The organism is Pseudomonas sp. FP2196, from assembly GCF_030687715.1.
Lineage (GTDB): Bacteria > Pseudomonadota > Gammaproteobacteria > Pseudomonadales > Pseudomonadaceae > Aquipseudomonas.
The window spans coordinates 4749888-4763163 of the sequence record NZ_CP117445.1 but is presented as its reverse complement, the minus strand read 5'-3'; the positions used below and the strand labels follow the sequence as shown (position 1 = coordinate 4763163).

15 protein-coding genes are annotated in these 13276 nt (G+C 57.5%); 12 read left to right on the top strand and 3 right to left on the bottom strand.

Annotation, left to right across the window (positions count from 1 at the left end; translation table 11 throughout):
* Positions 1–37 precede the first annotated feature (37 nt).
* On the bottom strand, positions 38–955 hold the full coding sequence (locus PSH79_RS21370) for a putative 2-dehydropantoate 2-reductase (RefSeq protein ID WP_305439446.1): 918 nt from the start codon (positions 953–955) through the stop codon (positions 38–40).
* A gap of 140 nt (positions 956–1095) precedes the next feature.
* Here PSH79_RS21370 and PSH79_RS21365 point away from each other — a divergent pair, with 140 nt between their 5' ends.
* Complete coding sequence (locus PSH79_RS21365) at positions 1096–1581, top strand: YajQ family cyclic di-GMP-binding protein (RefSeq protein ID WP_042560649.1); 486 nt, start codon at positions 1096–1098, stop codon at positions 1579–1581.
* 184 nt (positions 1582–1765) lie between these two features.
* Entirely contained in the window at positions 1766–2608 is an 843-nt protein-coding gene (locus PSH79_RS21360; protein ID WP_305439444.1) for a mechanosensitive ion channel family protein, read from the top strand.
* Between the two features lie 228 nt (positions 2609–2836).
* Here PSH79_RS21360 and PSH79_RS21355 read toward each other — a convergent pair whose 3' ends face one another.
* The gene (locus PSH79_RS21355; protein WP_305439443.1) at positions 2837–4174 is read right to left on the bottom strand and encodes an OprD family porin; all 1338 of its coding nucleotides are present in this window, start codon (positions 4172–4174) and stop codon (positions 2837–2839) included.
* An 893-nt stretch (positions 4175–5067) separates the two neighbouring features.
* Between PSH79_RS21355 and PSH79_RS21350 the strand changes: the two genes are divergently transcribed.
* Both PSH79_RS21350 and PSH79_RS21345 read left to right on the top strand, forming a co-directional pair.
* Complete coding sequence (locus tag PSH79_RS21350) at positions 5068–5493, top strand: HIT domain-containing protein (protein ID WP_305439441.1); 426 nt, start codon at positions 5068–5070, stop codon at positions 5491–5493.
* Positions 5494–5496: 3 nt separating this feature from the next.
* Positions 5497–5703 (top strand): SlyX family protein, encoded by a 207-nt coding sequence (locus tag PSH79_RS21345; protein ID WP_095188019.1) that lies wholly within the window; start codon positions 5497–5499, stop codon positions 5701–5703.
* A 73-nt stretch (positions 5704–5776) separates the two neighbouring features.
* Here PSH79_RS21345 and PSH79_RS21340 read toward each other — a convergent pair whose 3' ends face one another.
* On the bottom strand, positions 5777–6379 hold the full coding sequence (locus PSH79_RS21340) for a cold-shock protein (protein ID WP_305439440.1): 603 nt from the start codon (positions 6377–6379) through the stop codon (positions 5777–5779).
* A gap of 311 nt (positions 6380–6690) precedes the next feature.
* On the opposite strand from PSH79_RS21340, the gene PSH79_RS21335 reads away from it, so the two are divergent.
* The 8 genes from PSH79_RS21335 (at position 6691) to ruvB (ending at position 13253) form a co-directional block, all read left to right on the top strand.
* Complete coding sequence (locus PSH79_RS21335) at positions 6691–7161, top strand: Dps family protein (RefSeq protein ID WP_034153422.1); 471 nt, start codon at positions 6691–6693, stop codon at positions 7159–7161.
* A gap of 186 nt (positions 7162–7347) precedes the next feature.
* A complete protein-coding gene (locus tag PSH79_RS21330) occupies positions 7348–7689 on the top strand; it encodes a ribbon-helix-helix domain-containing protein (RefSeq protein ID WP_305439439.1) in 342 nt (113 codons plus the stop codon).
* Positions 7690–7806: 117 nt separating this feature from the next.
* Positions 7807–8028: an FmdB family zinc ribbon protein gene (locus PSH79_RS21325; protein WP_003227532.1), complete on the top strand. Its 222-nt coding sequence runs from the start codon at positions 7807–7809 to the stop codon at positions 8026–8028.
* 99 nt (positions 8029–8127) lie between these two features.
* Positions 8128–9903, top strand: a complete 1776-nt coding sequence (gene aspS, locus PSH79_RS21320) for an aspartate--tRNA ligase (RefSeq protein ID WP_187679768.1) — start codon at positions 8128–8130, stop codon at positions 9901–9903.
* A gap of 131 nt (positions 9904–10034) precedes the next feature.
* On the top strand, positions 10035–10781 hold the full coding sequence (locus PSH79_RS21315; RefSeq protein WP_095188024.1) for a YebC/PmpR family DNA-binding transcriptional regulator: 747 nt from the start codon (positions 10035–10037) through the stop codon (positions 10779–10781).
* A gap of 158 nt (positions 10782–10939) precedes the next feature.
* Positions 10940–11467 (top strand): crossover junction endodeoxyribonuclease RuvC, encoded by a 528-nt coding sequence (gene ruvC, locus PSH79_RS21310; protein ID WP_007951206.1) that lies wholly within the window; start codon positions 10940–10942, stop codon positions 11465–11467.
* Positions 11468–11582: 115 nt separating this feature from the next.
* Positions 11583–12191, top strand: a complete 609-nt coding sequence (gene ruvA / locus PSH79_RS21305) for a Holliday junction branch migration protein RuvA (protein WP_123467207.1) — start codon at positions 11583–11585, stop codon at positions 12189–12191.
* Positions 12192–13253 carry a Holliday junction branch migration DNA helicase RuvB gene (ruvB, locus tag PSH79_RS21300; protein WP_187679767.1) on the top strand — a complete coding sequence of 354 codons (1062 nt, stop codon included), beginning with the start codon at positions 12192–12194 and terminating at the stop codon, positions 13251–13253.
* Positions 13254–13276: the final 23 nt, after the last annotated feature.

Sequence of the window (13276 nt, the reverse complement as noted above, 5' to 3'; positions counted from 1 at the left end):
TCGCAGCAAAGGAACAAGTGGCCAGCGTAGCCGCTGCTCAGTCGCTGGGCAATCCGAGGCTTTGCAGATGTGCGACCAGACGTTGTTGCAATTGACTGAGGTGCGGCAGGTTCAACTGGTGACGCGCGGCGACTTTGCAGGCGTGGCCCAATAGATAGCTGATCTCTGTGCGGCGCCTGTTGGCCACGTCCTGATACATCGATGAGTAATTGGCTGCGGTGGCCTGAATGACACGTTCGACTTCCTGTTGCAGGTTGTCGGCCGCCGCCGGTTGGCCGCAACGTTCGAGCAATTCAGCCAGCTCGGCGCACAGCGTGGCGACTTCGCAATGATGCGCCTGCAAGCCACCGTTGCGGCAGTTGTGCAGGACGGTCAGTGGATTGATCGCGCAGTTGAGGGCCAGTTTGCGCCACAGCCGGGTGAGGATGTCGGTGCTCCACTCGTGAGGGATTTTCGCGGCGTCCAGATCATCCAGCCAGATGGGGGCTACCGGATGCGCGACATCGCCGAGCCAGGTGTAACCGTGACCGGCAAACACCACGCGCCAGTCGCCATCACGGAAGGCGCCTTCGGTGCTGGAGGCACTGATGCAGCGCGCCTGCGGCACTTGCGCGGCGACAGCGTCCTGACTGCCGAGGCCGTTTTGCAGCAGGATCAATTCGGCACCGGCCGCCAGGCGCGGGGCGAGGCGGGCGACCGCGCTTTCGGCGTCGTAGGCTTTGCAGGCCACCAGAAGGCGTCGGATCGGTTGCGGGCTGTCCGGGGTTTCGCCGGGAACTGAATAAGTGCTGGCGTGTCCCTGTTCCACGAGCGTCAAACCACCCGCCGCGTTATAGCTGCGCAAGCGCATCGCGTCGCGCACGATCAGCCTGACCGGCAACCCGGCCCGGGCCAGACGTGTGGCCCACAGAGTGCCGAGACTGCCGGCGCCGAGAACATGCCAAAGGGTGGACATCAGTTTTTTGCTCGAATGGGTGCAGGCATGTGCGGCTCGCCGTGTCGACAGGAAAAGACCCGTTATAATGAGCCCGATTTTAACCGCAAGCCAAGCGCGCTCCATCCACATCGAGCGCGCCTTTTTATTGGAGAGATTACATGCCGTCGTTCGACGTGGTATCCGAACTGGACAAACACGAACTCACCAACGCGGTCGAGAACGCCGTGAAGGAACTCGATCGTCGTTATGACCTGAAAGGCAAAGGCAGCTTCGAATTCAAGGAAAAGGACCTGACCGTCAGCCTGACTGCTGAAGCCGGGTTCCAGCTGGAAGCGATGATCGAAATCCTCAAGCTGGCGCTGGTCAAGCGCAAGATCGACGTGCAGTGCCTTGAAGTCAAAGACGAGTACGCCTCGGGCAAGCTGATGAAGCAGGACGCCGTGCTCAAGGAAGGCATCGACAAGGAGCTGGCGAAGAAAATCGTCGGCCACATCAAGGATGCCAAGCTCAAGGTGCAGGCTGCTATTCAGGGCGAGCAGGTTCGTGTCACCGGCAAGAAGCGTGACGATCTGCAAGAAGCCATCGCGGCCCTGCGTGCCAAGGAATTCGGCATGCCACTGCAGTTCAACAACTTCCGCGACTAAGCTTTATCGGCGGACCTGTGGGAGCGAGCCTGCTCGCGAAGGCGGCGTGTCAGTCAACCTCATTGCTGAATGACACACCGCCTTCGCGAGCAGGCTCGCTCCCACATTTGATTTATGTACACCCCGGCGGTTTTCTGCCGCTTATCTTTCGCGTGCCGAATGGCCGGAAATCAGGAGATAGAACATGGATTTGAATGCTGAGGTGGACCACCTGGTCAAGGCATCCCAGGCGTGGATACCGATGATCATGGAATACGGCAGCCGCGTGCTGCTGGCAGTGATTACCCTGGCCATCGGCTGGTGGCTGATCAACAAGGTCACGCAAAAACTCGGCGGTCTGCTGGCCCTGCGTAACGCTGACCTGGCGCTGCAAGGCTTCATCAGCAGCCTGGCCAACATCATTCTCAAGGTGCTGCTGATTGTCAGCGTCGCTTCGATGATCGGTGTTGAAACCACCTCGTTCGTTGCGGCGATCGGTGCTGCCGGCCTGGCTATCGGTCTTGCCTTGCAGGGTAGCCTGGCGAACTTCGCTGGCGGCGTGCTGATTCTGCTGTTCCGTCCGTTCCGTATCGGTGACTGGATCGAGGCCCAGGGTGTGTCGGGTACGGTCGACAGTATCCAGATTTTCCACACCGTGCTGCGTACCGGTGACAACAAGACCATCATCGTGCCGAACGGTAACCTGTCGAACGGCATCATCACCAACACCAACCGTCAGCCAACCCGCAAGGTTGTCTTCGATGTGGGCGTGGATTACGAAGCGGATCTGCAAAAGGCCCGTCAGGTGCTGCTGGATCTGGCCAAGGATGAGCGTGTTCTGCAGGATCCTGCGCCGCAGGCAGTGATTTCGACGCTGGGTGACAGTTCGATCACCGTTTCTCTGCGTGTGTGGGTTAAAACTGCAGACTACTGGGATGTGATGTTCATGTTTAACGAGCAGTCCCGTGATCGTTTAAAAACTGCTGGCATCGATATTCCTTTTCCGCAGCGGGTGATTCGCGTAGTTCAGGAAAACGCTGTGCAGTAACAACAATGATACCTGGCTTTGCGGTCAGTTAATTAATGTCAGACCCAAGAGTGTTTCGCGCTCTTGGGTTTTTTATGTCTGCTATAAAAGTTTGCTGGCTAATAGATAGCTGGCTAATCTTGTTGTAAGAATGCAAGTTTCTTCACGCATAAAAAACCGCTCACCTGAATCAGGTGAGCGGTTCTTGTTAGAGCAGTGCTCTACAGTACGTCAGCTGCACATCCCTTATTAGAGAATGTTCAGTGGGTACTCAACGATCAGACGGGTGTCGTTGTTGTCAGACGAGTAGCCGCTGTACGCGCCGTTCGAGCGGTACATGGCATAACGCAGACGGAACGACAGGTCTTTGGCTGGACCTTCCTGAATCACGTACTTGGACTCGGCGTTCCACTCGTTTTCCTTGCCTTCGCCCAGACCGTTGGTGGTGATGTGATCACCCATCACGTAACGGGTCATGAAGCTCAGGCCTGGTACGCCGTAGGTTTTCATGTTCAGGTCGTAGCGAGCTTGCCAGGAGCGCTCGTCGCGGCCCACGAAGTCGGAGATCTGAATGGAGTTGGCAACGAAGATGGTGCTGTTACCGTCAACGCCGTAGTAGTAAGCGTTGTCGCCGCTGGAGCGCTGGTGAGCAAGGGTAAACTTGTGGGCGCCGATGCTGTACGCAGCAGCCAGGGACCACAGATTGTTGTCTACACCAGTGGTGCCGTCGCCGATCGCGTCAACCAGGTCACCGCGGCTATCGCCTTTGGTGTGATAGCCGTTAAAGTCGAAGTTCAGCGACTGCTCGTCGTTGATTGGCAAGGTGTAGTTCAGGTTGACGTAGTACTTCTTGAAGTAGTCGTCAGCGTCGGAAGCAGCCAAAGCACCGGTGAAGTTATCGGTGAAGGAGTAGCTGGCACCGAAGATGTTGATGTTGGTCAGGCCTTTGCCGCCATTGCCATCTTCATCTGGCAGGCCGCCGATGCTGTCACGGCCCATGCCTGTTTGCTTGCTCAGCGCGGTGAAGCGACCTGCGCTCAACTCCAGACCTTTGATCTCTTTGGAAGTGATCAGGGTACCGGTAGCGACTTCTGGAATCAGACGGCTGTCGTCAGTGGCGAAAACCGGGCTTGCAACGAATTGCTGACCGTATTTCAGAACGGTGTCGGATACGCGGAATTTGACTGCGCCGCCAATTTTACCTTGGGATTTTTCCGGGTTGCCATCGCTGTCGTTGGCGAACAGGCCGTTACCGCGACGACCCGAGCCGCCGTCCAGTTTGACCGAACCCATGGCCATGGCGTCGAGGCCGAAGCCTACGGTGCCTTGAGTAAAGCCCGACTCGTAAGTCAGCAGTTGGCTTACACCGGTGTCCTGGCGATAGCCACTTTTGAAAGTGCCATCACCGTTGGAAACGTTACCCGCGCCGTTTTTGTAGTCGCGGTTCATGTATTCCATACGAGTCTTCAGTTTCAGACTCTGGTCTTCCAGGAAGCCTTTGGACTCGTCTTGGGAAGAAGCCATTGCGAACTGCGAGGTGCCTGCTGCAACAGCCAGGGCGATCATGCTCCACTTCATCACGCGCATCGTGATTTGCTCCTTTGGTTTTTAGAAGAGTACTGCCGTCCCACCTGTTTTATTATCTGGGCGGCTCTTTCTTTTTGTGTCGGCGCAAACTTATATCACGCCGACATTGTTGGCGATACTTGCGAATCCAACCTTTCACCTTCTTTACGACACTGTCGCAGATGGCTTTGTAGATGTCGCAAATTCACAGTACCGATGCAACCGGGCCGACAACTTTCTCGCTGTTTTTTTAGCCGTTTGCATCGCTAAAAAAGAGTCCCTGGCAAAACACTTGAATCTCCATCGGGCAACCCTGCCACTGTTTTTGTTGGCCTTAAGGCTCCCACTTCCCGTGGTGCGCTTATAGTCCATATGAGTACGAATGCAACAAACGTGCACAAACCGCGATGTTGGTGCGGTTATTTTTTTGAGCGCCTGTCTTTACCGGTAAAAACCTCATAAATACGGGGCCCCAATCCCCATTCTTTCAGGGCTTGACGCGATTGTTCGTATGGTGTTGTCACTCCGTTCACAGCGCGGGACAACCAAAAACGTTACCGGTTCACCCCGCCAGTGAGTATTTGGCGGATGCCTGCCGCACTGAGCGTAGACGCACTGTGCGGTTTTGGTGCAAAAAATTTACGGGCTGTACCGGATTCATACAGTTCAGTTTGTGACTGACCATGAGCGGGTGACTGTTTTTCGGTCATTTCAGCAGGCTGCTTGTCAATTCGGGTTCCGTACTGGTGCAGGGCGTCGAAAAATGTCACATGCCGGGGCGTCGAGAGAGTGGCAGAGTCTGTAGTCGTGAAGGCGAGCGCTTTCGCAGGTATGCTGCCGGTCTGTCGCTTGGCGAGTTGCCCTTGGGCAAGGCCGCTAAGCTGATTAATGTAGATCAGCCGGGAGTGCGCGTAGTGTTTGCTTTAGATTCACGACTTCAACAGGACACGCTGACCATTGGTGACTTCCCGCTCTGCCGTCTGCTGCTGTCCAACGACGCCAACTACCCGTGGTTCATTCTGGTGCCACGTCGGGACGATATCACCGAGTTGTTTCAGTTGGATGTCGCCGATCAGCAACAGCTCTGGCTGGAAACCACGGCGCTGGCGGAGTTGCTCAAGGACTTGTTCGATGCCGACAAAATGAACGTCGCGACCTTGGGTAACGTGGTTAGTCAGATGCACATGCATGTGATTGTGCGTAAACGCGATGATGCAGCGTGGCCGGCGCCTGTATGGGGCAAGCACCCGGCCAAACCTTATAGCGACGAACAGGTGGCCGCCATTCGCGAGCAATTGCGCGTGGTGCTGACTGAAGATTTCACATTTGTGGAGGGCTGAATCATGAGCCTTGAAGATCGCGTTACCGACCTGGAAAGCCGTCTGGCGTTTCAGGATGACACCATTCAGGCGTTGAACGATGTGCTGGTGGCGCAGCAGCGAGTGGTTGAGCGTCTGCAATTGCAGATGGCCGCACTGCTCAAGCGCCAGGAAGAAATGGTCGGGCAGTTCGAGTCCTTTGAAGAAGAAGCGCCGCCACCGCACTATTGAGGCGAGCGCTTTTCTTCGGGCATAAAAAAACCGCGAACAGCACGCTGCTCGCGGTTTTTTTTGGGGCCTTGGATCAGCGACGCGGCAGAGCGGCGATCACGTCCTCGGCTTGCAAACCCTTGTCCCGGTTCATCACCGAGAACTCAACGCGCTGGCCTTCGACCAGAACCCGGTGGCCTTCGCCACGGATCGCACGAAAGTGCACGAAAATATCATCGCCGGAATCCCGGGAGATAAAGCCGAAGCCTTTGGAAGTGTTGAACCACTTGACGGTGCCGGTATCGCGGTTGGTCATGTCGTAGTTGGTCGGTGCGGCAGCCGGTGAAGATCGATAGAAGCTGACGGCCAGGTGCAGGATCACCGCAACCAGGGCAATCACCAGACTGAACAATACGGCGGGCTGGCCGGCGATGACAGGCATCGGTGCGATCAGGGTCAAGGTTTGCAGGACGACAGTCAGCACCAGAAGAGCGCTGACAAGGTTTTGCAGATGCTGGCGCGGGCCTTTGTTCCAGTAAGGAATCACTGGAGCGATCACCAGGTTCAGCAGGCCGAAAAAGGCCAGGTAAAGTGCATCGGGTTGTTGCAGGTAGGGAACGGCTTCGGATTTCAAACTAGGTATGAACGACAGCAGCAAGGCCGCTGCGCCCATTAGCATGTGGACGATTTTCAACATTTTGATTGGCTCACGTTATGACGGCTCACAAGGAAGAGCTGAAGGCGCACGGTTCGCTTCGGAACAAAATAAGAGGCGGTGGACACGTACACGGCATCAGCCTATGCGCAACACCCCGGAAAATGGGGCATGGCGACACACTGCCTATTTAACAGCAAAGCCTGCAGCTACTCAAATCAGCCCGGCCAGTGGCAGCGGTACGGGCGATTTGTCGCAGCCTGTTCAGGCTTTCGGGGCTGCGGGGTGCCGGCAGCCTTGCTAGAGTGGGGTTGCACCTGTTGGATGAATTCAATCGCCGCTAGGAGGTAAACATGGCAATCGATATCGGTATCAGTGAAGAAGATCGCAAGTCCATCGTCGAAGGGCTGTCGCGGCTGCTGTCGGACACCTACGTGCTGTATCTGAAAACCCATAACTTCCACTGGAACGTCACAGGCCCGATGTTTCGTACGTTGCACTTGATGTTCGAAGAGCAATACAACGAACTGGCGCTGGCCGTGGACTCGATTGCCGAGCGCATTCGCGCGCTGGGCTTTCCGGCGCCGGGCGCTTATGCGACTTACGCACGTCTGTCTTCTATTAAAGAGGAGGTGGGAGTACCCAGCGCCGAGGACATGATCAAGCAATTGGTCGACGGTCAGGAAGCTGTGACCCGCACCGCGCGCGGCATTTTCCCGCTGCTCGACAAGGTCAGTGACGAGCCGACGGCCGACCTGCTGACCCAGCGTATGCAGGTTCACGAGAAAACCGCGTGGATGTTGCGCGCTTTGCTGGAAGCGTAACCCGTAAGTAAGCGCGGGCTTGCCTGAGGCCGGCTCGCGCGCTGTCCGCAATCTTACCGCTATCGTTGGCTTATCCTACGGTGATGGTCAATAAGTCATCTGGATATAACTTTGCGTCTGCGCTTTTATGAAGTCACAGCTTGTGGCTTCCAAAACAGGCAGAGATGACAAAGGAGTGTCACCGATATGGTAGAGGGAGACAGGCGAGGCGACAGGATTGTCGGCTTGCCGCATGAATTGAAATTCGATCCGTTCATCAACGATTTCGACATGTCATTGGTCCAGCCGCTGTCGCGATCCGTGCGTTTGAACGGATTCGCAACCTGCCTGCGACTGGAACAGGTTTATTGGAACATCCTTGGCGACATGGCAGCAGACAATTGTTGTTCGGTCAGTTCGTTATTGTCCCACGTCGACCGTGAAGTGCATCTGCGGCACGGCGGGGTGAAGAATTTCAGCGCGCTGGTGCGGGTAGTGTGCGTCATGAACAGGGCCAAGGAAGCCCTGCCATTGAAACAGCGGTTGTAAAGGAGGTCGCGGCCTGTGCAGTCTTACGGCTGCACAGGCCGCATTTAATGGATATAATCCCGCTCTTTCGCCGCAAAGCCCTGCGCGCGGTGGCAATCTGATCGCCGAGACACCCCCATGCCGATGTACGATTACCAATGTGCTTCCTGTGGTCATCAGTTGGAAGCCATTCAAAAGATCAGCGAAGCACCGTTGGTCGACTGCCCTGCCTGCCAGGCGCCAGAGCTCAAGAAACAGCTGTCCATGCCGGGCTTTCGCCTCAGCGGCAGCGGTTGGTACGAAACCGATTTCAAGACCGGAGCCAAGAAGAATCTGGCCGGTGGCGACAAATCTGACTAGGGTTCAAACCCAGGTCGAACGACACGCGTGAGTTTCCGGACTGCTTGAGTGCGGCGGGATCTCCACCGAATTTCGAATTACGAGAAGCGAACCACTACCATGATGCGCAGCCACTATTGCGGCCAACTGAACGAAAGCCTGGAAGGCCAGGAAATTACCCTTTGCGGATGGGTTCACCGTCGCCGCGACCACGGCGGGGTGATTTTCCTCGATATCCGTGATCGTGATGGTCTGGCCCAGGTAGTGTTCGATCCGGATCGCGCCGAGAGCTTCGCCGCTGCCGATCGCGTGCGCAGCGAATACGTCGTGAAGATCACCGGCAAGGTTCGCCTGCGTCCGGCCGGTGCCACCAACGCCAACATGGCGTCGGGCATGATCGAAGTGCTGGGTTACGAGCTGGAAGTGCTGAACGAGTCGGAGACCCCGCCGTTCCCGCTGAACGAGTTCTCCGACGTCGGCGAAGAAACCCGCCTGCGTTATCGCTTCCTCGACCTGCGTCGTCCGGAAATGGCCGAGAAGCTGCGTCTGCGCTCGCGCATGACCACCAGCATCCGTCGCTTCCTCGACGAGAACGGCTTCCTCGACGTCGAAACGCCGATCCTGACCCGCGCAACGCCGGAAGGCGCGCGTGACTATCTGGTGCCAAGCCGTACTCACGCCGGTTCGTTCTTTGCCTTGCCGCAATCGCCACAGCTGTTCAAGCAACTGCTGATGGTCGCTGGCTTCGACCGTTACTACCAGATCGCCAAGTGCTTCCGTGACGAAGACCTGCGTGCCGATCGTCAGCCGGAATTCACCCAGATCGACATCGAGACCAGCTTCCTCGATGAAAAAGAGATCATGGGGTTGACCGAGCAAATGATCCGCAACCTGTTCAAGGAAGTGCTGGGTCTGGAATTCGGCGATTTCCCGCACATGACTTTCGAAGAGGCCATGCGCCGCTACGGTTCCGACAAGCCAGACCTGCGTAACCCGCTGGAACTGGTAGACGTTGCCGATCAACTCAAAGAAGTCGACTTCAAGGTGTTCAGCGGCCCGGCCAACGACCCGAAATGCCGCATCGCCGCGTTGCGCGTTCCAGGCGGGGCGAGCATGCCGCGCAAGCAGATCGACGACTACACCAAGTTCGTCGGTATCTACGGTGCCAAGGGCCTGGCGTACATCAAGGTCAACGAGCGTGCCGCCGGTGTTGAAGGCCTGCAATCGCCGATCGTGAAAAACATCCCGGAAGCCAACCTGAACGTGATCCTCGATCGCGTGGGTGCGGTCGATGGCGACATCGTGTTCTTCGGTGCCGACAAGGCCAAGATCGTCAGCGAAGCGCTGGGCGCACTGCGTATCAAGCTCGGTCATGACCTGAGCCTGCTGACCTGCGAATGGGCGCCGATGTGGGTCGTCGACTTCCCGATGTTCGAAGAGAACGACGACGGCAGCTTCTCCGCGCTGCACCACCCGTTCACCGCACCGAAGTGCACGCCGCAAGAGCTTGAAGCCAACCCGGCCGGCGCTCTGTCCCGCGCGTACGACATGGTGCTGAACGGCACCGAACTGGGTGGCGGTTCGATCCGTATCCATCGCAAGGAAATGCAGCAGTCGGTGTTCCGTCTGCTGGGTATCAACGAAGCGGAACAGGAAGAGAAATTCGGCTTCCTGCTCGACGCGCTGAAGTACGGTGCTCCGCCGCACGGTGGTCTGGCCTTCGGTCTGGATCGTCTGGTAATGCTGATGACCGGCGCCCAGTCGATCCGTGAAGTGATCGCCTTCCCGAAAACCCAGAGTGCTGCCGACGTGATGACGCAAGCACCGGGTGTGGTGGACGCCAAGGCACTGCGCGAGCTGCACATTCGTTTGCGCGAAACGCCAAAGGCTGAGTAAGACGGGCCTGAAGGCGCATCTTCGGATGCGCCTTTTTTCTTTCTATAGAGAGCAGGTCGAGATTTTTTTGTTTGCCGGCCGGCGCGGTTATGCGCGGCGGGCAACGTTTCAAAGAGAATTCGGAGCGAGTTATGGCAGGTCATTCCAAGTGGGCGAACATCAAGCACCGCAAAGAACGTCAGGATGCCAAGAGAGGCAAGATCTTCACCAAGTGGATCCGTGAGCTGACCGTTGCGGCCCGTCAGGGTGGCGGTGATCCAGGCTCCAACCCGCGTCTGCGTCTGGCCCTGGACAAGGCGCTGAGCGCGAACATGAGTCGCGACATCATCGACCGTGCCGTGGCGCGCGGCGCCGGTGCGACCGAAGCGGACAACGTCGAAGAACTGACCTACGAAGGTTACGGCCCCGGCGGCGTGGCGGTAATGGTCGAGTGCATGACCGACAACCGCAACCGTACCGCAGCCGCTGTGCGCCATGCGTTCAGCAAGTGTGGCGGCAACCTTGGCACCGACGGTTCGGTCGCGTACCTGTTCGAGCGCAAGGGTCAGATCAGCTTCGCCCCGGGCATCGACGAAGACGCTCTGACCGAGGCGGCGCTGGAAGCCGACGCCGATGACGTGGTTACCCACGAAGACGGTTCGATCGATGTGTTCACCTCGTTCACCAGTTTCTACGCCGTGCGTAACGCCCTCGAAGCTGCTGGTTTCAAGGGTGATGATGCTGAGATCGTGATGCAGCCGACCACCAGCGCCGAGCTGGACCTGGAAGGCGCGGAGAAAGTCCTGAAGCTGATCGACATGCTTGAAGACCTGGATGACGTGCAGAACGTCTATTCCAACGCAGACATTCCGGAAGACGTGGCCGCTCAGCTCGGTTAAGAGCGACTACGATTCAATGTGGGAGCTGGCTTGCCAGCGATGGCGTCGGCACATCTGATAAAGATGTTGCCTGACACACTGTCATCGCTGGCAAGCCAGCTCCCACATTTGTTATTCGTTGTATTGAATTTCGTGCTTTTTCCGAATCCGCAGGCGTTATGACTTTAATTCTTGGTATCGACCCCGGTTCGCGTATCACCGGTTACGGCATTGTTCGCGATACCGGCCGCGGTGGCTGTATCTACGTGGCCTCCGGTTGTATTCGCACTGGCGCGGGCGAGTTACATGAGCGTCTGCAAATCGTCTATCGCGGCGTACGCGAAATCATTCAGACCTACGGCCCGGTCACCATGGGCATCGAAAAGGTGTTCATGGCGAAAAACGCCGATTCTGCGCTGAAACTGGGGCAGGCCCGCGGAGCCGCCATCGTCGCTGGCGCCGAAGAGAGTCTGGAAATCGCCGAATACACGGCGACCCAGGTCAAGCAGGCCGTGGTTGGCACCGGCGCAGCGAATAAGGAGCAAGTGCAGATGATGGTCATGCACATGCTCAAGCTGACCAGCAAACCGCAAATCGATGCTTCGGACGCTCTGGCGATTGCCATTTGTCACGCGCACACCCGTTCCAGTCTGCTGCCGCATGGCTTGGGAACGGCACGCAGTCGTGGCGGGCGCCTGCGTCTCTGATAGCATCAGCAATCAAATTTCCCGGAAGGTGGGTTTTGCGCCTGTGTCGTCGGCCTGAAGCTCGCCTTCCGTCAGTCGCCAGCCCACGGCTGGCCAACGCTCAAGGATCTGAAACGTGATTGGACGCTTGCGCGGCACCCTGGCTGAGAAACAGCCGCCGCACCTGATTCTGGATGTAAACGGCCTCGGATATGAGCTGGAAGTGCCCATGACCACGCTTTATCGGTTGCCGTCGGTCGGTGAGCCGCTGACCCTGCATACTCATTTGGTCGTACGCGAAGACGCGCAATTGCTCTATGGTTTTGCCGGCAAGCGTGAGCGAGACTTTTTTCGCGAGTTGATCCGTCTCAATGGTGTGGGGCCGAAACTGGCTCTGGCATTGATGTCGAGTCTGGAAGTCGACGAGTTGATCCGCTGCGTGCAATCCCAGGACACCTCGGCCCTGACCAAGGTGCCGGGCGTTGGCAAGAAAACCGCCGAGCGTTTACTGGTCGAACTGAAAGATCGCTTCAAGGCCTGGGAAACCTCGCCGGCCATGTTTGCCCTGGTGCCGAACCAGCCGGACGGCCCGGCGCCGGTCAACACCGCCGAGAACGATGCGGTCAGCGCACTGATTTCCCTGGGTTACAAGCCGCAGGAAGCGAGCAAGGCGATTTCCGCAATCAAGGACAAGAATTTGAGCAGTGAAGACATGATCCGCCGCGCCCTGAAGGGAATGATTTAAGTGATTGAAGCTGATCGTCTGATCGCCGCCGCGCACAGCCCGCGCGAGCGCGAAGAAGTCCAGGACCGGGCTATTCGCCCGGTCAGTCTGGCCGACTATATCGGCCAGCCGACCGTGCGCGAGCAGATGGAACTGTTCATCCAGGCCGCCCGTGGCCGTAGCGAATCCCTCGACCACACGCTCATCTTCGGCCCGCCTGGGCTGGGTAAAACCACGTTGGCCAATATCATCGCTCAGGAAATGGGTGTATCGATCAAGAGCACCTCGGGGCCGGTTCTCGAGCGTCCGGGTGATCTGGCGGCGTTGCTGACCAATCTTGAGCCGCACGATGTGCTGTTCATCGACGAAATCCATCGTCTGTCGCCGATCGTTGAAGAAGTGTTGTACCCGGCGATGGAAGATTTCCAACTCGACATCATGATCGGCGAAGGGCCGGCAGCGCGTTCGATCAAGCTCGATCTGCCGCCGTTCACGCTGGTCGGCGCGACCACTCGCGCCGGCATGCTGACCAACCCGTTGCGTGACCGCTTCGGTATCGTCCAGCGTCTTGAGTTCTACAGCACGGCTGACCTGTCGACGATTGTCAGTCGTTCGGCGAATATCCTCGGTCTGCCCCTGGATCCGGAAGGCGCTTTCGAAATTGCTCGTCGCGCCCGTGGTACGCCGCGGATCGCCAACCGTCTGCTGCGCCGCGTGCGCGATTTCGCAGAAGTTCGCGCCAAGGGGCACATCACCAAGTCGGTTGCCGATCTGGCGTTGAACCTGCTGGACGTCGACGAACACGGTTTCGATCATCAAGACCGGCGCTTGCTGCTGACCATGATCGAGAAGTTCGATGGCGGCCCGGTGGGGATCGACAGCCTCGCCGCTGCGATCAGCGAAGAGCGCCACACCATTGAAGATGTGCTTGAGCCATACCTGATTCAACAGGGCTACATCATGCGCACACCACGGGGCAGGGTGGTGACGCGGCATGCGTATCTGCATTTCGGTTTAAACATTCCGTCACGAATGGGTGAAATGCCCGTGGCAGACGAGTTTCTCGATGCCGTGGACGATTAATACACATTTGTTGTCGATTTATT

What these genes read in the sequence shown, in the direction of transcription:
- PSH79_RS21370 (WP_305439446.1), bottom strand. Translation starts at nt 955, where the DNA reads ATGTCCACCCTTTGGCATGTTCTCGGCGCCGGCAGTCTCGGCACTCTG.
- PSH79_RS21365 (WP_042560649.1), top strand. Translation starts at nt 1,096, where the DNA reads ATGCCGTCGTTCGACGTGGTATCCGAACTGGACAAACACGAACTCACC.
- PSH79_RS21360 (WP_305439444.1), top strand. Translation starts at nt 1,766, where the DNA reads ATGGATTTGAATGCTGAGGTGGACCACCTGGTCAAGGCATCCCAGGCG.
- PSH79_RS21355 (WP_305439443.1), bottom strand. Translation starts at nt 4,174, where the DNA reads ATGCGCGTGATGAAGTGGAGCATGATCGCCCTGGCTGTTGCAGCAGGC.
- PSH79_RS21345 (WP_095188019.1), top strand. Translation starts at nt 5,497, where the DNA reads ATGAGCCTTGAAGATCGCGTTACCGACCTGGAAAGCCGTCTGGCGTTT.
- PSH79_RS21340 (WP_305439440.1), bottom strand. Translation starts at nt 6,379, where the DNA reads ATGTTGAAAATCGTCCACATGCTAATGGGCGCAGCGGCCTTGCTGCTG.
- PSH79_RS21335 (WP_034153422.1), top strand. Translation starts at nt 6,691, where the DNA reads ATGGCAATCGATATCGGTATCAGTGAAGAAGATCGCAAGTCCATCGTC.
- PSH79_RS21330 (WP_305439439.1), top strand. Translation starts at nt 7,348, where the DNA reads ATGGTAGAGGGAGACAGGCGAGGCGACAGGATTGTCGGCTTGCCGCAT.
- PSH79_RS21325 (WP_003227532.1), top strand. Translation starts at nt 7,807, where the DNA reads ATGCCGATGTACGATTACCAATGTGCTTCCTGTGGTCATCAGTTGGAA.
- aspS (WP_187679768.1), top strand. Translation starts at nt 8,128, where the DNA reads ATGATGCGCAGCCACTATTGCGGCCAACTGAACGAAAGCCTGGAAGGC.
- PSH79_RS21315 (WP_095188024.1), top strand. Translation starts at nt 10,035, where the DNA reads ATGGCAGGTCATTCCAAGTGGGCGAACATCAAGCACCGCAAAGAACGT.
- ruvC (WP_007951206.1), top strand. Translation starts at nt 10,940, where the DNA reads ATGACTTTAATTCTTGGTATCGACCCCGGTTCGCGTATCACCGGTTAC.